This is a genomic window from Mycobacterium arosiense ATCC BAA-1401 = DSM 45069, from assembly GCF_002086125.1.
GTDB lineage: Bacteria > Actinomycetota > Actinomycetes > Mycobacteriales > Mycobacteriaceae > Mycobacterium > Mycobacterium arosiense.
Genome location: NZ_MVHG01000001.1, coordinates 17689 through 34520 on the forward strand (window position 1 = coordinate 17689; position 16832 = coordinate 34520).

Genomic DNA, 16832 nt, shown 5'->3' on the forward strand with positions numbered 1-16832 from the left:
ACAATCCTGTGAGTGCGCATGTCGGCGAAGGCGGAGTATGCCGTGCGGGCGATGATTCAGCTCGCCACGGTGCCGGACGGAACGCTGGTCAAAACCGACGACCTGGCCCAGGCCCAGGGCATCCCGCCGCAGTTTCTCGTCGACATCCTGACCAACCTGCGCACCGACCGGCTGGTGCGAAGCCACCGAGGCCGCGAAGGCGGCTACGAATTGGCCCGACCCGGCAAAGACATCAGCATCGCCGACGTGCTGCGCTGCATCGACGGGCCGTTGGCCAGCGTCCGTGACATCGGGCTGGGCGACCTACCGTATTCCGGGCCGACTGCGGCGCTCACCGACGTCTGGCGCGCTCTGCGGGCCAGCATGCGTTCGGTGCTCGAAGAAACGACCCTGGCGGACGTCGCCACCGGTGGCCTGCCCAAGCACGTGGTGCAACTGGCCAACGACTATCGCAGGCAGGAAAGCCAGCGACACGGAACGGCGCGCACCGGCGACTGAGCGAGAACTTATCCGTTCAGCCCGCCGATCCGTACGGGCTGGTGAGGATCTCCATGGCGTGGCCGGAAGGGTCCGAGAAATAGACGCCGCGCCCGCCGTGATTGTGGTTGATCTCGCCGGGGCGTTTGGCGCCGGGATCGGCCCAATGCTGCAGGCCGCGTGAGGAGATCCTGGCATAGATGGCGTCGAACTCTTGCTCGGACACCAGGAACGCGTAGTGCTGGCGCGGGATGTCCGCGCCTTCCGGGGCATCCGCATAGTCCAGGCTTGCGCCGTGCTCGAGTTCGACAACCATGAAGTGGCCGAAAGGCTTTGGGCTGGGCAGACCGAACAGCTCGGTGAGGAACTCGGCCGATTCTCGTTTGTCGCGTGACGCCACGATGGTGTGGTTGAAACTGATGGTCATAGTTCTTTCCAGTCAACCACCCTCCGCCCGGCGCCACAACGCCGCGCTATTTCGGCGCGGTTAGCTCCAGGGCGATGTTGTCGGGATCGCGGAACTCCAAGATGTAAGACGGCCCGATGTCTTTGACCGGCTCGTGAACGACACCGACTTCGTCGAGATGCGCTGCTGCCGAATCCAATTCGTCTTTGCTGGCGAGCCGGAAGGCAATGTGGTCGAGGCCGACGCGATCCTCGTCGAAGCGGTCCGTGCCGACCGGGCGCAGTCCGAGTAGCGTGCCGCCGAGGTCGTAGATGACGCCGCCGAACAGAAAGCTCAACTGGCTGCGAATGAATTCGTCGGCGTTGTCTGGGACCTCGATCAACACCGGCCAACCGAACACGCTCTCGTAGAACTGCCGCGACCGCTCGATGTCGGTCACGGTCAGCCGGACATGTGCGATGGAACTACTGGTGAACGCCACCCGGTCCATGGTTCCACTGATGGGCCGCATGTTGAACATGCCAAAATCGCCGTCGTGCAGATTGCGATGACCATGCCGGTGATGGAGCCGGATCTGGATGCGACCGTGCTCGAGACGTGGGCGCGCGCCATTGACGAGGGGCCGTTCTCGTCGTTGTGCTGGGGCGAGCGCATCGCCTTCGACAACCCGGACAACCTGACGCTGCTGGGTGCGCTGGCCGCTTGGACCAAGCGGGTGCGGCTGTTGACCACGGTCATCGTGCCGCAGCTACACGATCCGGTCATGCTCGCCAAGGGTTTGGCGACCGGTGACCTGCTGAGCGGCGGCCGGCTCAGCGTGGGCGTCGGGGTGGGCGGCCGCCACGAGGACTACCACGCCGTGAGTGCCGATCCGGCCACCCAGACGATGCGCGGCATGGCCGAACGCGTGGCGGTGATGAAGCGGGTCTGGGCGGGGGAGAAGATCACCGACTCGGTGCTGCCCGTCGGTCCGGCGCCGGTCCAGCCCGGCGGTCCTCCGTTGTTCGTCGGCAGCATCGGACCGAAAACCATCCGCAGCGCGGCCGCGTGGGCCGACGGGTTGGCCGGCACCACCCTGGACCTCGACGTGGCCAAGCAGAACGAGCTGTTCGACGTGACCCGAGCGGCCTGGGCGCAGGCCGGCAAGCCCAAACCCCACCTGATCACTTCGTTCTGGTTCGCGTTCGGGTCACCCGAGGATTCTCGTGCCCAGATACACCGTCATCTGCGCCGCTACATGAACTGGATACCGGCCGACTACGTCGACGCGATGGCGCCGATGACGGGTTGGGCCGGCAGCGAGGACGAGCTGCTGAACGTGTTGCGCGGGTTCTGCGAGATCGGCACCGATGAGGTCCAGCTGATCCCGACCAGCTCGGACGTCGGTCAGCTTCGCCGCGCCGCAGAGGTGGCGGCTCGGCTGTAGCTTTACGGCAACGCTGCAGGTCAAATAAGGTGAATTGCCGCGTCGGCGCGGCGGCGATTTCATTAGCGGCATGACGCAGCAGGAGCTGCCCGCCCCGCTGGCCGAACTGACCGGGCTCATAACGGAGTGCGCGAGCAACGGCGATTACGCCGGGGCCGCGCGGCAGGCGAACGAGCTGGTCACCCTGTGCCGCGCAACGCTGGGCGAGCGTCATCCCACCGTGCTGGAACTCAAGGTGTCGCTGGCGACGGTGCAACTGCGAGCCGGCGACGATGCCGTCGCCTACGAGGAGTTCGCACGGCTGATACCGGACCTGGTCGAGGTGCTCGGGGGTGATCACCTCAGCACCCTGACGGCCCGGCACCTCCTGGCGGGCCGGCAACAACCGTCGCTGTCAGCGCTCGCCGAATGGTCGCAGCTTTTCGCCGACGAACAGCGCGTCTTGGGCGCCGGACACGAGAGCGTGCTGGTGGCACGCGAGAAGATCGCGGAGAAGCGTTGGGAAATAGGCGATCTCGTCGGTGCGATGGCCGAGGGTGAACACGTGCTCGCCGCTCGCCGGCGCGTGCTCGGTGACGACCACGCCGACACGCTCGGGACGCGGTTGATGCTGGCAATCTGGCGGGGCCGCTCCGGTGATGTCCCGACGGCCGTCGCCGAGCTTGAGCCGTTGATCGGCGAGCTGCGCGACAAGCTGGGCGACGACCACGCTCACCTGCTGGTGGCCCGGCACATGTTGACGCTGTGGGCCCCCGACCTGGTCGGCGTCCAGGACGAGGTCGCGGCATGGGAAGCGCTGGTCGCCGAAGAGGCGCGGGTGCTGGGCGATCAGCATCCGGTGACCGTCGCCGCCCGCCATGAGCTGGCCGGACGGTGCGCCCGGCACGGCGACCGACCGCACAAATTCGGCGGCCGGGGCTCGTTGGACTGGTCCGCTTCGTGACCCGGAAGTGCCGTTGAGCGCGTCCGGCGATGCTCAGATCGCGGCTCGATCCGCGGGGCGCTCGTCGTTCACGACAGGCTGGTGGGGTGGCTGCCCCTTGCGCAGCGTCTCCAGCAGCTCGCGGTAGGGCCCCACCAGATAGACGGTGTCCCCGCCGCGCAGCCAGGCGTCGCGGCGGGGGTGCAACTCGACGGGCGTATCCCGGCGGGTGATCGCGATGACACGGGTCTTGGTTGACATCTCGAACATGCGCAGCCCGTCGAGTTCGCTGCCCGCCGCCACGTGCATCGCGCCGACCATGAACGAACGCTGCCCGACCGAAAACGTGCCCAGCACCTGCAGGCCCATCGCGGCACCGATGAACCACGGCGCGGCCAGGTCGACGGTGGAGCGGACATTCTCGAAGCCGAACCGCTTGGCCACCGCGTCGCCGAGTGCGCGGTCATAGATGCGCAGCACGATGGGCACATCGGGCCGGTTGACCTCGGGCATCACCCGGGGGCCCAGCATCTCGCGCAGCACAATCCCCGTCTCGATGTTGACCATGTCGTCCTGGGTCAGCACCGCGACGGCCCGGGCGCGGTCGACGCGGGCCGCTTCCAGCGTCTGGCGCAGCGTCGCGTCGCCGAAGATCACCGGCACGTCGAGTTCGTCTGCGGTGGAGAGGAATCGGTTATTCTCGTCGCGCTCGATCACCGCGACGTCATATCCGGCGGCGGTGAGGTCGCCGACGACGCGGCTGCCGAACGAGCCCAGCCCCACGACGATGATGTGGTTGCGCAGATGACGTGCGCGCCGAACCCCGGCCGATTGCAGGAAGCGGCGTGACAGCAACAGGTCGGCCAGGAAGGCGACGAGCAGCGCGGTGGTGGTCACGCCGGCGAACATCAGGGCGACAGCGAAGATTCGCAGCCACGCGGACTGGTGCAGGAAGGTGAATTCGCCGTAGCCCACCGTGGTGATGGTCTCCGCGGTGAAGTACATGGCGTCGAGCCAGGACAGCCGCGGCTTCGTGTACGAGAAATGCACGACGGCCGTGGACGCGAGCAAAAGGCTGATTGCGAGCAACATCGCGGGGAAGAGCATGGGGTTGACGTCGTCGCGCATCGCACGCGCGGCATCCGAGACGCGCCGCATCCACGACTGGCGCGAGCGGGTCGCGGCCGGCCGGGGAGTCTTGATGCCGCGCGCCGCCAGCTCATCGGCGCTGCCGATCATTGCGGTCCAGTCACCCTTGCGCACTTTGTGATCTCGCCCGGGACAGGGCACCACCCCGTCGGACCTCGCGGCGTTCTCGCCATGAATGACGGCTACCGGTGCCAGGTCGCCGTAGATCTCTCGAAGTGTCGCGTCGCGCGGTGCCTCGGCGCCCGACACCAGAAATTTGATGCCGGCCGCCTCAACCGGGTGTGTGCTGCTCGCCAGACAGGCTTCGACGACCGACGGCGCCGCCAGATCGGCGACGTCCAGGATGGCCCCGGGACCGTTGTCGGCGGCCACCGCCGCACGCAGCACGTCGTTGCCCAGGCGGGCAACCACGCGCACGCGAGGATTCGTTTTCCTTGCCAGCAAGGCGATTTCGAGGTTTTTCGCGTCGTCGTCCCCCGCGCAGACGATGGCGTGCGCGCGGGCGAGGTCGGCGGCGGCGAGCTGCTCGCTGTGCAGCTTGACGATGGTGGCACCCGCGCGGTTCAGTTCCTCGGCAATCGTTGTTGCGAGCGCGTCGTCACCGCTGACGATGATGTGGCGGCGCGTGCTCATGTATCCCCATCTCTGATGACTTGGGCGCTCAGTTGTCGCCAACTGTCGGGCACCGTGTCGTTGGATGCCAGCGTGACATGTCCGCACGCCTTTTGAGGGGGATATCGAACGCTTGGCGGGCGGCGCCGGGATCGGATGGGCGATGTCGATCTGGGCAGCGTCGGAGCACCGGTGCAGTCCGGCCCGGCGCCAACAGGTTTGGCGGGTCTACAAGACCCGAACGTCGGCGGGTGACCAGAACGCGCGCATCGACGTGATCCTGGCGTCCCCGTCGAACGTCATCGTCGAGATGGGCGAGATCCGGGTGCGGCTGTCACCGGCGTCGAGCGTGAGGTGCCAGAAGAAAGCTGCTTCGCTGCCCGAGATCCGCACTTCGGCGAGTTCGGTGTCTTTCTTGGCGTCCTGAAACCCCGCATAGAAGGCGCGGATGGCGTCGGGCCCGCGGCGGATCTCGGACCCGATCGGGTCCTCGATCGTGGCGTCCTCGGCATAGAGCGCGACGATGTCGTCGGCGGTACCCGTGGCGACCAGCGCGAGGTAGCGATTGACGGTGTCGGTGATGGCTTCTGGGGACGGCATAGTCCGGACGCTACTCCTGGCCGTCGCCGCAGTATGAGTCGCGGTATTCACGGCAATACTGGCGGCGTGACTTTTATCGAATGCCTCGCCAGTCGCGAGATCTACCGCAACCCATGGATGGTGCTGCGGGAGGACGACATCCGCCGCCCGGACGGTAGCAAGGGCATCTACAGCGTCGTCGACAAGCCGGCCTACGCGCTCGTGATGCCGTACGACGGCCACCGCTTCCGGCTGGTCGAGCAGTTCCGCTATCCCCTCGGCGAGCGGCGTTGGGAGTTTCCCCAAGGCACCGCTGCCGATCTGGTCGACGCCGAACCGGCCGAGCTCGCCGAGCGCGAGCTGCGCGAGGAAACCGGGCTGCGCGCAACGTCGTTCGAGGCGCTCGGCCAACTCGACGTCGCACCGGGAATGACCAGTCAGCGGGGTTGGGTGTTCCTGGCCACCGGAATCGCCGAGGGAGAAGTCGACCGCGAGCACGAGGAGCAGGACATGCGCAGCGCGTGGTTCCCGCGTGACGAGGTCGAACGGATGATTCGCGGGGGTGTCATCGCCGACGCGCAGTCGGTGGCCGCCTATGGGCTGTTCCTGATGCGAGCGGGATGAATCCCCGCTCGAGAGCACCGCGATCGGGCCCGCGCCAAGGGGCAGTGGTTCGGTCCGCCGGGCTCACGATGGCCGTGACGGATCAGTCCGACGGGGCCGGGGTCATGGAGGCGATGTAATAGGTTTCGTGCCCGGTCGGATACCCGCCCCCGCCGGTCGCGATATGGACGTGGTCGTAGTGGTCGGCGGTCTCCGACCCCAGGTCGGCCATCCAGTTGCCTCCGCCGACGCCGGGGTAGATCTTCTGGCGCCAGATCACGTGGTTGATGCGCCATCGTTTCGCGTTGGCCAGGGCGTAGCCGGCGATCTGGTTGCCGAGCTCGATGCCTTCGGGGGAGTGGTAGTTCGGGATCATCACGTCGATCGCCAAGCCGTTGGGGTGCCACGGCAACGGGTCCTCGCGGTATCCGTAGATGGTCTTGATCTGGGGGAAGAGCACGGTGATGGCGCGGGCGGCCCAGATGGTCTTGACCTGCAACCGTTCTTCGGATCCCACGCTGTGCGGCAAGGCGAGCTGGAATTGCTGGCTGGCGGAGGGCGCGGGCGGTGCCAGGGCCGTTAACGATTCGATCTCGGCCGCACTGGCGGGGCGCGGCGCGCCGGGGGGCGGCGCAGGCGCCGACGCGCTGGTGGTGGGGCCCGGGACCGCCACGGGCGTTTCGACGCAGCAGCGCGTCTTGGTGCCCTGCGCGTGGATCATGGCCGCGGAGATGACGAGCGACGCCGCGACCGCCAGCCATCGCCCCCGGCCCTTGGCGAACACCTTCACGCCCACGACCAGCAGCTTAATGCCGTCTGTGACGCATGGGTGCGTTTTCACTTGCTTGTTCGGCCCCCGGGCAGGCCGGTCACAATGACCACATGCCCGGGCGATCGTTCGATGACGCGAACGCTTTGCACCGAACGATGCGTCGCTTCGCGTCCACGACCGTGGGTGTGGCGCTCCTTCGCCCGACCGCGCACCACCTCGATCGCCTTGTCGCCAAGGCCACCGGTGGCCGGCGAAACTTCGCCGAGGTCGCAACCGGCATCCCGGTGGTCATGCTCACCACGACGGGCGCCAAGTCCGGCGAGCCGCGCACCGTCGCCGTATACGGGATCCCGCACTCGGACGGCCTAGCCCTCATCGCATCCAACTTCGGCGGTACCAAGCATCCGGCCTGGTATCACAATCTGAAGGCCCACCCGCAGGCGACCCTGACGGTCGGCGGCGACACCTGGCCTGCCTCCGCGCGGCTCGCGACGCCCCGCGAACGCGACGAGATCTGGGCCAAGGGCCTCGAGCTGTATCCGGGCTGGCGGAAGTATGAGGTGCGGGCGAAAGATCGTCAGATCGAGGCGTTCGTGCTGACGCGAGTCGAGTAGTGGCACCATTTCGGCTGGTAGAAAGGGTGCCCCCGGCAGGATTCGAACCTGCGGCCTTCTGCTCCGGAGGCAGACGCTCTATCCCCTGAGCTACGGGGGCGCACCGACATACCTGTTGCGCCATGGGGCTATCGGACAAGCACGGACAGACTAACGCATCGAAGCGGCCACCCTGCCACCGCAATGGATTCGGGGTGGGGGCGCCCCAGCCAATAGGATGGACGCTCGTGACCCCCGCTGACCTGGCTGAGCTGCTCAAAACCACCGCCGCCGCGGTGCTGGCCGAGCGCGGGCTCGATGCTGCCGCCCTGCCGCAGACGGTCACCGTGGAACGTCCCCGCAATCCCGAGCACGGCGACTATGCCAGCAACCTGGCGCTGCAGCTGGGCAAGAAGGTCGGCGCCAACCCCCGCGACCTGGCCGGATGGCTCGCCGAGGCGCTGGCCTGCGCCGACGGGGTCGCGTCGGCGGAGGTGGCCGGACCCGGCTTCATCAACCTGCGCCTCGAGGCGTCGGCGCAGGCCGTCGTGGTCACCAACGTCATCGACGCCGGCGATCGATACGGTCACTCCGACGTGCTGGCCGGACGCAACATCAACCTGGAGTTCGTATCGGCCAACCCGACCGGGCCGATCCACATCGGCGGGACCCGCTGGGCCGCCGTCGGCGACGCGCTGGGCCGGCTGCTGTCCACGCAGGGCGCCGCGGTGGTGCGCGAATACTATTTCAACGACCACGGCGCGCAGATCGACCGGTTCGCCGGCTCATTGATCGCCGCCGCCAGGGGCGAGCCCACCCCGGAAGACGGCTACGCGGGCGCCTACATCAACGACATCGCCGCTCAGGTGTTGCAGAAGGCGCCCGACGCGCTGAGCCTGCCCGACGACGAGATGCGCGAGACCTTCCGCGAAATCGGTGTCGACCTGATGTTCACCCACATCAAGGAGTCGCTGCACGAGTTCGGCACCGACTTCGACGTCTACACCCACGAAGATTCGATGCACACCAAGGGCCTGGTCGACCAAGCGATCGCCAGGCTGCGCAAGACGGGCAACATCTACGAAAAGGACGGCGCAACGTGGTTGCGCACCAGCGCCTTTGGTGACGACAAGGACCGCGTCGTCATCAAGAGCGACGGCAAGCCCGCCTACATCGCCGGTGACATCGCCTACCACCTGGACAAGCGCCAGCGGGGCTTCGACCTGGCCATCTACATGCTGGGGGCCGACCACCACGGATACATCGCCCGGCTCAAGGCGGTGGCCGCGGCGTTCGGCGACGACCCGGCCGCCGTCGAGGTGCTCATCGGGCAGATGGTCAATCTGGTCCGCGACGGCCAGCCGGTCCGGATGAGCAAGCGGGCCGGAACGGTGATCACGCTGGACGACCTGGTGGAGGCGATCGGCGTCGATGCCGCGCGCTACAGCCTGATTCGTTCCTCGGTGGACACCCCGATCGACATCGACCTCGCGCTGTGGTCCTCGGCGTCGAACGAAAACCCGGTCTATTACGTGCAATACGCGCACGCCCGGCTCTCGGCGCTGGCCCGCAACGCCGTCGAGCTCGGCCTGATCCTCGACACAGGCCACCTCGAGCTGCTCAGCCACGACAAGGAGGGGGCGCTGCTGCGCACCATCGGCGAATTCCCGCGGGTGCTCGACACGGCGGCCACTTTGCGCGAACCCCACCGGGTGTGTCGGTACCTAGAAGACCTCGCCGGCGACTACCACCGGTTCTACGACTCGTGCCGGGTGTTGCCGCAAGGCGACGAGCAACCGACCGACCTGCACGCCGCGCGCCTGGCGCTGTGCCAGGCGACCCGCCAGGTGATCGCCAACGGGCTGGCGATACTGGGTGTCACCGCTCCGGAGCGCATGTGAACGTTCATCCCGCCGGTCCTCGGCACGCCGAAGAGTCCCGCCACGCCGAAAGCCCGCTGCGGCCGCAATCCCCCGAGGAGCTGCTGCTGCTGGCGCCGAACGTGTGGACGCGCAACACAATCCGCAATGACGATGGAGTCGCCGCCATTGCGGGGGTCCCGGTGACCGACCTCGCCCAGAAGTACGGCACCCCGCTGTTCGTCGTCGACGAGGACGACTTCCGGTCCCGTTGTCGTGAGATCGCGTCGGCCTTCGGCGGCGGCACGAACGTGCACTATGCCGCCAAGGCGTTCCTGTGCAGCGAGATCGCGCGGTGGATCGAAGAAGAAGGGCTGTCTCTCGACGTGTGCACCGGCGGCGAGTTGGCCGTCGCGCTGCACGCGAACTTCCCGCCGGACCGGATTACCTTCCACGGCAACAACAAATCCATCGCCGAACTGACGGCGGCGGTCAAAGCCGGTGTCGGCCATGTCGTTTTGGACTCGATGCTCGAGATCGAGCGCCTCGATGCCATCGCGGCGGAGGCGGGCATCGTCCAGGACGTTTTCGTCCGTCTCACGGTCGGCGTCGAGGCGCACACCCACGAGTTCATCTCCACCGCACACGAGGACCAGAAGTTCGGCCTGTCGCTGGCCAGCGGTGCGGCCCTGGACGCCGTGGGCAAGGTGTTCGAGACGCAGCATCTGCGGCTGGTGGGCATGCACAGCCACATCGGTTCGCAGATCTTCGATGTCGCCGGCTTCGAAATCGCCGCGCGCCGGGTCATCGGCCTGCTGCACGACGCCGTCGAGCGGTTCGGTGTCGACAAGACCGCACAGATCTCCACCGTGGATCTCGGTGGTGGGCTTGGCATCTCCTACCTGGCAGCCGACGATCCGCCGCCGATGGGTGAGCTGGCCGCCAAGCTGAGCGCGATCGTGCGGAACGAGTCCGCGGCCGTCGGACTGCCGACCCCGAGGCTGGTGGTCGAGCCCGGTCGCGCGATCGCCGGGCCCGGCACCATCACGCTCTACGAGGTGGGCACCGTCAAGGACGTCGACGTCAGCGCCACCGCACACCGGCGCTACGTCAGCGTCGACGGCGGCATGAGCGACAACATCCGCACCGCCCTGTATGACGCGCAGTACGACGCCCGGCTGGTCTCGCGGCTCAGCGATGCGCCGGCGGAGTTGGCCCGCGTCGTCGGAAAGCATTGCGAGAGCGGCGATATCGTGGTGCGCGACACCTGGGTCCCGGGTGATCTGCGGCCCGGCGACCTGATCGGGGTCGCCGCCACCGGCGCCTACTGCTATTCATTGTCGAGTCGCTACAACATGATCTGCCGCCCCGCCGTCGTCGCGGTGCGCGACGGCCGCGCGCGTCTGATCCTGCGTCGCGAGACGGTCGACGATCTGTTGAGTCTGGAAGTGAGGTGAATCGTGCCCCGTGACGAAAAGCCGGTCGGTGTAGCGGTACTCGGGTTGGGCAACGTCGGCAGCGAAGTTGTCCGGATCGTCGAGGACAGCGCCGATGACCTGGCCGCTCGTGTCGGCGCACCGCTGGTGTTGCGCGGCATCGGAGTGCGCCGCGTCGCCGACGACCGCGGTGTCCCCGTCGAACTGCTCACCGACGACATCGAAGAGCTCGCCGCGCGCGACGACGTCGACATCGTCGTGGAACTGATGGGGCCGGTCGAACCGGCCCGCAAGGCCATCCTGTGCGCCCTCGAGCACGGTAAGTCGGTCGTCACCGCGAACAAGGCGCTGTTGGCCACCTCCACCGGGGAGTTGGCGCAGGCCGCCGAAAGTGCGCACGTTGACCTGTATTTCGAGGCTGCCGTCGCGGGCGCCATCCCCGTCATCCGCCCGCTGACGCAGTCGCTGGCCGGCGACACGGTGCTGCGGGTGGCCGGGATCGTCAACGGCACCACCAACTACATCCTGTCCGCGATGGACAGCACCGGCGCCGACTACGACACGGCGCTGGCCGAAGCCAGCGCGCTGGGCTACGCCGAGGCCGACCCCACCGCCGACGTCGAGGGCTACGACGCCGCCGCCAAGGCCGCGATTCTGGCGTCCATCGCCTTCCACACCCGAGTGACCGCCGACGACGTCTACCGCGAGGGCATCACCAAGGTCACCCCGGACGACTTCGAGTCGGCCCAGGCCCTCGGTTGCACCATCAAGTTGTTGTCGATCTGCGAGCGCATCAAGACCGACGACGGCCAAGAGCGGGTTTCGGCGCGCGTCTATCCGGCGCTGGTGCCGCTGTCCCACCCGCTGGCCACGGTCAACGGCGCATTCAACGCGGTAGTGGTGGAGGCCAAGGCCTCCGGCCGGCTGATGTTCTACGGGCAGGGGGCCGGCGGCGCGCCGACCGCGTCCGCGGTGGCCGGTGACATGGTCATGGCCGCGCGCAATCGCGTGCTGGGCAGCCGCGGGCCGAAGGAATCCAAGTACGCCCAACTTCCCATCGCACCAATGGGATTCATTTCCACGCGCTATTACGTCAGCATGAACGTCGCCGACAAGCCCGGCGTGCTGTCCTCGGTCGCGGCCGAATTCGCCAAGCGTGAGGTGAGCATCGCCGAAGTCCGTCAGGAAGGCGTCGCCGACGAGGGTGGACGACGGGTGGGCGCCCGCATCGTCGTGGTCACCCACCGCGCCACGGATGGCGCGCTGTCCGAAACCGTGGAGGCCCTGGCGGATTTGGATGTCGTGCAGGGCGTGACCAGCGTGCTGCGATTGGAAGGGACCACGCTATGAGCGCCGCGCGCACCGCCGTCCACAAACCGTGGCCCGGTCTCATCGAGGCCTACCGGGACCGGTTGCCCGTGGGCGACGACTGGACCCCGGTCACCCTGCTCGAGGGTGGCACGCCGCTGATCGCGGCGGGCCGCCTCTCGGAAAAGACCGGTTGCAGCGTGCACCTCAAGGTCGAAGGCCTAAATCCCACCGGCTCGTTCAAAGACCGGGGCATGACGATGGCGGTCACCGACGCGCTCGCGCGCGGCCAGCAGGCCGTACTGTGCGCGTCGACCGGAAACACCTCGGCGTCGGCGGCGGCCTACGCGGCGCGCGCCGGCATCACCTGCGCGGTGCTGATACCGCAGGGCAAGATCGCGATGGGCAAGCTGGCGCAGGCGGTCATGCACGGCGCCAAGATCATCCAGATCGACGGCAACTTCGACGATTGTCTGGAATTGGCCCGCAAGATGGCCGCCGACTTCCCGACCATCGCGTTGGTCAACTCGGTCAACCCGGTGCGCATCGAGGGCCAGAAGACGGCGGCGTTCGAGATCGTCGACGCGCTCGGTACCGCGCCCGACGTGCACGCGCTGCCGGTCGGCAACGCAGGCAACATCACCGCGTATTGGAAGGGATACACCGAGTACCACCACGAGGGACTGATCGAGAAGTTGCCGCGCATGCTGGGCACGCAGGCCGCCGGTGCGGCCCCGCTGGTGCACGGCGCGCCGGTCAAGAACCCGGAGACCATCGCGACCGCGATCCGCATCGGCGCGCCCGCATCGTGGACGGCGGCCGTCGACGCGCAGCAGCAGTCGAATGGCCGTTTCCTGGCCGCGACCGACGAAGAGATCCTGGCGGCCTATCACCTGGTGGCCGAGTCCGAAGGTGTGTTCGTCGAACCCGCCTCGGCGGCCAGCATCGCCGGACTGCTCAAGGCCGTCGACGACGGTTGGGTGGCCCGCGGGTCGACGGTCGTGTGCACGGTGACCGGCAACGGCCTCAAGGACCCCGACACCGCGCTGCGCGACATGCCGACCGTGACCCCGCTGCCGGTCGATCCGGTCCTGGTGGTCGAAAAGCTGGGGCTGGCCTGACAAATGTGCGCACTCGCAACGAAGGGCTGTTGATGACCCCGATGCTGCCCGCGGGGCTGGTGGCCAGCGCCGTGGTGTCGGCGTCCAGCGCTAACCTCGGCCCCGGTTTCGACAGCATCGGCCTGGCACTGAGTCTGTACGATGAAATCATCGTCGAGACAACCGATTCCGGCCTGGTTGTGCTGGTCGAAGGTGAGGGTGCGGGCCAGCTCCCGGTTGGCCCGGAACACCTGGTGGTGCGGGCCGTGGAATGTGGGCTGTGGGCCGTCGGGGTCCGCGCACCCGGCCTGGTGGTGCGTTGCCGCAACGCCATCCCGCATTCGCGTGGCCTCGGCTCCTCCGCGGCCGCGGTGGTCGGCGGCCTGGCGGCCGCCAACGGCCTTATCGCACAGACGGATTGGAAACCGCTCAGCGAGACCCAACTGATTCAGCTGGCCTCGGAGTTCGAGGGGCATCCCGACAACGCGGCTGCCGCCGTCCTGGGCGGTGCGGTCGTGTCGTGGATCGACCGCGGTGGTGATCGCCCCGAGTACGCGGCGGCGCCGCTGCGGCTGCACCCCGACATCCAGCTGTACACTGCGATTCCCGAGGAACGCTCGCTCACCGCGGAGACCCGCGTGCTGCTGCCCGCGCAGGTGAGCCACGAGGACGCCCGCTTCAACGTCAGCCGGGCGGCGTTGCTGGTAGTGGCGCTCACCGAACGCCCCGACCTGCTCATGGCGGCCACCGAGGACGTCTTGCACCAGCCGCAGCGCGCGCCGGCCATGCCGGCCTCGGCGGAATATTTGCGGCTGCTGCGGCGTCATAACTTTGCGACGACGCTGTCCGGGGCCGGACCCTCGCTGATAGCGCTGACCACAGCCTCGGAGTTGCCCCCGGAAGTGGCGGACCATGGGGCGGCACACGGATTTGCCATCGCCAAAATGACGGCTGGCGAACCCGTTCGCTGGAGCCCGGGAGTCACCGTCGGCGGTTGATCCACAGCGTGGCCGGAGGGTTTGCTTGCTTCCGACAGGGATGCGGGCTATCCTCGGAGCCGTCCAGCAATCGCAGCATCTGCATCTGCATACATACTGCCTTGCCGCTAGGACAACACCAATTCTTCTTGTGGACGAGGTTCGCCGTTTACTCCGCCGATCCAGGCGATCACCGTTGCAGAGTCGATGATTGGGCGCACTCGGCGATTTGCCTGAATGCAACGAACCCCCCGTATGACCTGATCAGCGGGGGAAGAAAGGAAATCCGTGACTGATACGGACCTGTTCACGGCTGGCGAAAACACTGACGCCAATCAACTGTCGAATGCCGTGACCACCGACACTCAAGACGCGAAACCCACCGTCTCGGGAGTTGCACTGTCCACGATGGTGCTGCCCGAGCTGCGCGCGCTGGCCAATCAAGTTGGCGTCAAAGGGACGTCGGGCATGCGTAAGAACGAACTGATCGCCGCGATCAATGAGGTCCGGGGACAGGCCAATGGCGTTCCGGCCAATGGCACCAAGTCCGCTGAGGACAGCGGCACGTCGGATAGCAACGACGACGCCAAAAACGGCGCCGGCAGCGCCGAAACGGCGGCCGCCAAGGGCGACCAGAACGGTGCAAGCACCGAGGCGCCCCGCCGCGAACGACGGGGCGCTTCCCGCGAGGCCGGTTCAGCCGGCCGCGGCAACAAGGAGGCCGACCGCGGAGGCGCCGGCAACCGTGAAGGCGCAGCCACCGTTGAGGCCGAGCGCCGCGAGAAGCCCAAAAGCGACAGCCAGAACGACGACCGCGGCCAGGACGGCGGCGGCAACGAGCAGGATCAGAACTCGGGCGGCCAGCAGGGCCGCGGCGGTTCGAACCAGCAGGACGACGACGGCGAGGGCCGTCAGGGCCGGCGGGGACGCCGCTTCCGTGACCGCCGTCGCCGGGGCGAGCGCTCGGGCGAGGGCGGCGACACCGAGCTGCGCGAGGACGACGTCGTTCAGCCGGTAGCCGGCATCCTCGACGTTCTCGACAATTACGCCTTCGTGCGCACCTCCGGTTACCTGGCCGGCCCGCATGACGTCTATGTGTCGATGAACATGGTGCGCAAGAACGGCCTTCGTCGTGGTGACGCCGTCACCGGCGCGGTCCGTGTGCCCAAGGAAGGCGAACAGCCCAATCAGCGGCAGAAATTCAACCCGTTGGTGCGCCTGGACAGCGTCAACGGCGGCTCGGTCGAGGACGCCAAGAAGCGTCCCGACTTCTCCAAGCTGACGCCGCTGTACCCCAACCAGCGCCTTCGTCTGGAGACCACCAGCGACCGGCTGACCACCCGGGTCATCGACCTGATCATGCCGATCGGCAAGGGCCAGCGGGCGTTGATCGTGTCGCCGCCCAAGGCCGGTAAGACCACGATCCTGCAGGACATCGCCAACGCGATCACCAAGAACAACCCGGAATGCCACCTCATGGTCGTGCTCGTCGACGAGCGTCCCGAGGAGGTCACCGACATGACCCGCTCGGTCAAGGGTGAGGTGATCGCCTCGACCTTCGACCGGCCGCCGTCGGACCACACCTCGGTCGCCGAGCTGGCCATCGAGCGGGCCAAGCGGCTGGTCGAGCAGGGCAAGGACGTCGTCGTGCTGCTGGACTCGATCACCCGCCTCGGGCGCGCCTACAACAACGCGTCACCGGCGTCGGGCCGGATCCTGTCCGGTGGTGTCGACTCCACCGCGCTGTACCCGCCCAAGCGGTTCCTGGGTGCGGCCCGCAACATCGAGGAAGGCGGATCGCTGACCATCATCGCCACCGCGATGGTCGAGACCGGATCCACCGGTGACACGGTCATCTTCGAGGAGTTCAAGGGCACCGGTAACGCCGAGCTCAAGCTGGACCGCAAGATCTCCGAGCGGCGGGTCTTCCCCGCGGTGGACGTCAACCCGTCCGGTACCCGCAAGGACGAGCTGTTGCTGTCGCCGGACGAGTTCGGCATTGTGCACAAGCTGCGCCGCGTGCTGTCGGGGCTGGACTCCCACCAGGCCATCGACCTGCTGATGTCGCAGCTGCGCAAGACGAAGAACAACTACGAGTTCCTGGTCCAGGTGTCCAAGACGACACCAGGAATGGACAACGACTAGCCGCCCTCCTCGACCAGGCCGCCTGAGCAGATGTTGCACTAACCGATTGACAATGCCCCCGGCCGACGCCGTCGTAGTTTAAGTTTCGGCGCCGCCTATGCGCTGGGAATGTGGACGGGTAGCCCGTTGTTTTGGGGGAGCAGTGGTTGACCTGGCATAATCGACGCTCGACAAGATCGAAGAGGACAGCATGAAATCTGACATTCACCCCGCCTACGCGGAGACCACAGTGCTCTGTGGGTGCGGCAATACCTTCCAGACGCGCAGCACCAAGGATGGCGGCCGAATCGTCGTCGAGGTCTGCTCGCAGTGCCACCCCTTCTACACCGGCAAGCAGAAGATTCTGGACAGCGGCGGCCGGGTGGCCCGCTTCGAGAAGCGGTACGGCAAGCGCAACGCCGGAGCTGCTGCCGACAAATAGCTCGGTTACCGACGCCCGAACTGTGCGAATCGTCGCACGGGCCGGGC

17 protein-coding genes and 1 tRNA gene are annotated in these 16832 nt (G+C 67.3%); 12 read left to right on the forward strand and 6 right to left on the reverse strand.

Annotated features, from left to right (window positions below):
* Positions 1-12: 12 nt before the first annotated feature.
* Positions 13-498: an Rrf2 family transcriptional regulator gene (locus tag BST14_RS00070; protein ID WP_083062577.1), complete on the forward strand. Its 486-nt coding sequence runs from the start codon at positions 13-15 to the stop codon at positions 496-498.
* A gap of 16 nt (positions 499-514) precedes the next feature.
* Here BST14_RS00070 and BST14_RS00075 read toward each other — a convergent pair whose 3' ends face one another.
* Positions 515-904: a VOC family protein gene (locus tag BST14_RS00075; protein WP_083062578.1), complete on the reverse strand. Its 390-nt coding sequence runs from the start codon at positions 902-904 to the stop codon at positions 515-517.
* Between the two features lie 46 nt (positions 905-950).
* Positions 951-1373, reverse strand: a complete 423-nt coding sequence (locus BST14_RS00080; protein ID WP_083062726.1) for a VOC family protein — start codon at positions 1371-1373, stop codon at positions 951-953.
* A 57-nt stretch (positions 1374-1430) separates the two neighbouring features.
* Between BST14_RS00080 and BST14_RS00085 the strand changes: the two genes are divergently transcribed.
* A complete protein-coding gene (locus BST14_RS00085) occupies positions 1431-2309 on the forward strand; it encodes an LLM class flavin-dependent oxidoreductase (protein ID WP_083062725.1) in 879 nt (292 codons plus the stop codon).
* 70 nt (positions 2310-2379) lie between these two features.
* Positions 2380-3252, forward strand: a complete 873-nt coding sequence (locus BST14_RS00090) for a tetratricopeptide repeat protein (protein WP_083062579.1) — start codon at positions 2380-2382, stop codon at positions 3250-3252.
* Between the two features lie 33 nt (positions 3253-3285).
* Here BST14_RS00090 and BST14_RS00095 read toward each other — a convergent pair whose 3' ends face one another.
* Both BST14_RS00095 and BST14_RS00100 read right to left on the reverse strand, forming a co-directional pair.
* Positions 3286-5013 (reverse strand): potassium channel family protein, encoded by a 1728-nt coding sequence (locus BST14_RS00095; RefSeq protein ID WP_083062580.1) that lies wholly within the window; start codon positions 5011-5013, stop codon positions 3286-3288.
* 207 nt (positions 5014-5220) lie between these two features.
* Positions 5221-5592: a nuclear transport factor 2 family protein gene (locus BST14_RS00100; RefSeq protein ID WP_083062581.1), complete on the reverse strand. Its 372-nt coding sequence runs from the start codon at positions 5590-5592 to the stop codon at positions 5221-5223.
* A gap of 33 nt (positions 5593-5625) precedes the next feature.
* Between BST14_RS00100 and BST14_RS00105 the strand changes: the two genes are divergently transcribed.
* On the forward strand, positions 5626-6195 hold the full coding sequence (locus BST14_RS00105) for an NUDIX domain-containing protein (RefSeq protein WP_083062582.1): 570 nt from the start codon (positions 5626-5628) through the stop codon (positions 6193-6195).
* Between the two features lie 82 nt (positions 6196-6277).
* Here BST14_RS00105 and BST14_RS00110 read toward each other — a convergent pair whose 3' ends face one another.
* A complete protein-coding gene (locus BST14_RS00110; protein WP_211280623.1) occupies positions 6278-6970 on the reverse strand; it encodes a VldE C-terminal domain-containing protein in 693 nt (230 codons plus the stop codon).
* Between the two features lie 86 nt (positions 6971-7056).
* On the opposite strand from BST14_RS00110, the gene BST14_RS00115 reads away from it, so the two are divergent.
* The gene (locus BST14_RS00115; RefSeq protein WP_083062583.1) at positions 7057-7560 is read left to right on the forward strand and encodes a nitroreductase family deazaflavin-dependent oxidoreductase; all 504 of its coding nucleotides are present in this window, start codon (positions 7057-7059) and stop codon (positions 7558-7560) included.
* A gap of 27 nt (positions 7561-7587) precedes the next feature.
* On the opposite strand, the gene BST14_RS00120 is transcribed toward BST14_RS00115, so the two are convergent.
* A tRNA-Arg gene (locus tag BST14_RS00120) sits at positions 7588-7660 on the reverse strand.
* A gap of 127 nt (positions 7661-7787) precedes the next feature.
* On the opposite strand from BST14_RS00120, the gene argS reads away from it, so the two are divergent.
* The 7 genes from argS (at position 7788) to rpmE (ending at position 16785) form a co-directional block, all read left to right on the forward strand.
* The gene (argS, locus tag BST14_RS00125; RefSeq protein WP_083062584.1) at positions 7788-9440 is read left to right on the forward strand and encodes an arginine--tRNA ligase; all 1653 of its coding nucleotides are present in this window, start codon (positions 7788-7790) and stop codon (positions 9438-9440) included.
* Positions 9441-9496: 56 nt separating this feature from the next.
* The gene (gene lysA / locus BST14_RS00130) at positions 9497-10855 is read left to right on the forward strand and encodes a diaminopimelate decarboxylase (protein ID WP_211280628.1); all 1359 of its coding nucleotides are present in this window, start codon (positions 9497-9499) and stop codon (positions 10853-10855) included.
* 3 nt (positions 10856-10858) lie between these two features.
* Complete coding sequence (locus tag BST14_RS00135; protein WP_083062586.1) at positions 10859-12184, forward strand: homoserine dehydrogenase; 1326 nt, start codon at positions 10859-10861, stop codon at positions 12182-12184.
* Positions 12181-13263 carry a threonine synthase gene (gene thrC, locus BST14_RS00140; RefSeq protein WP_083062587.1) on the forward strand — a complete coding sequence of 361 codons (1083 nt, stop codon included), beginning with the start codon at positions 12181-12183 and terminating at the stop codon, positions 13261-13263. Before BST14_RS00135 ends, thrC begins: the two co-directional genes overlap by 4 nt.
* A 41-nt stretch (positions 13264-13304) precedes the next feature.
* Positions 13305-14240 carry a homoserine kinase gene (gene thrB / locus BST14_RS00145; protein ID WP_083062728.1) on the forward strand — a complete coding sequence of 312 codons (936 nt, stop codon included), beginning with the start codon at positions 13305-13307 and terminating at the stop codon, positions 14238-14240.
* A 267-nt stretch (positions 14241-14507) separates the two neighbouring features.
* Entirely contained in the window at positions 14508-16364 is a 1857-nt protein-coding gene (gene rho / locus BST14_RS00155; protein ID WP_083062589.1) for a transcription termination factor Rho, read from the forward strand.
* Positions 16365-16554: 190 nt separating this feature from the next.
* Positions 16555-16785, forward strand: coding sequence for a 50S ribosomal protein L31 (gene rpmE / locus BST14_RS00160; protein WP_083062590.1), 231 nt, complete (start codon positions 16555-16557; stop codon positions 16783-16785).
* Positions 16786-16832: the final 47 nt, after the last annotated feature.

Coding starts and splice junctions, on each gene's coding strand:
- BST14_RS00105 (WP_083062582.1), top strand. CDS start 5,626: ATGAGTCGCGGTATTCACGGCAATACTGGCGGCGTGACTTTTATCGAA.
- rpmE (WP_083062590.1), top strand. CDS start 16,555: ATGAAATCTGACATTCACCCCGCCTACGCGGAGACCACAGTGCTCTGT.
- thrB (WP_083062728.1), top strand. CDS start 13,305: ATGCTGCCCGCGGGGCTGGTGGCCAGCGCCGTGGTGTCGGCGTCCAGC.
- BST14_RS00115 (WP_083062583.1), top strand. CDS start 7,057: ATGCCCGGGCGATCGTTCGATGACGCGAACGCTTTGCACCGAACGATG.
- BST14_RS00075 (WP_083062578.1), bottom strand. CDS start 904: ATGACCATCAGTTTCAACCACACCATCGTGGCGTCACGCGACAAACGA.
- thrC (WP_083062587.1), top strand. CDS start 12,181: ATGAGCGCCGCGCGCACCGCCGTCCACAAACCGTGGCCCGGTCTCATC.
- BST14_RS00090 (WP_083062579.1), top strand. CDS start 2,380: ATGACGCAGCAGGAGCTGCCCGCCCCGCTGGCCGAACTGACCGGGCTC.
- BST14_RS00100 (WP_083062581.1), bottom strand. CDS start 5,592: ATGCCGTCCCCAGAAGCCATCACCGACACCGTCAATCGCTACCTCGCG.
- BST14_RS00095 (WP_083062580.1), bottom strand. CDS start 5,013: ATGAGCACGCGCCGCCACATCATCGTCAGCGGTGACGACGCGCTCGCA.
- BST14_RS00080 (WP_083062726.1), bottom strand. CDS start 1,373: ATGGACCGGGTGGCGTTCACCAGTAGTTCCATCGCACATGTCCGGCTG.
- BST14_RS00085 (WP_083062725.1), top strand. CDS start 1,431: ATGACCATGCCGGTGATGGAGCCGGATCTGGATGCGACCGTGCTCGAG.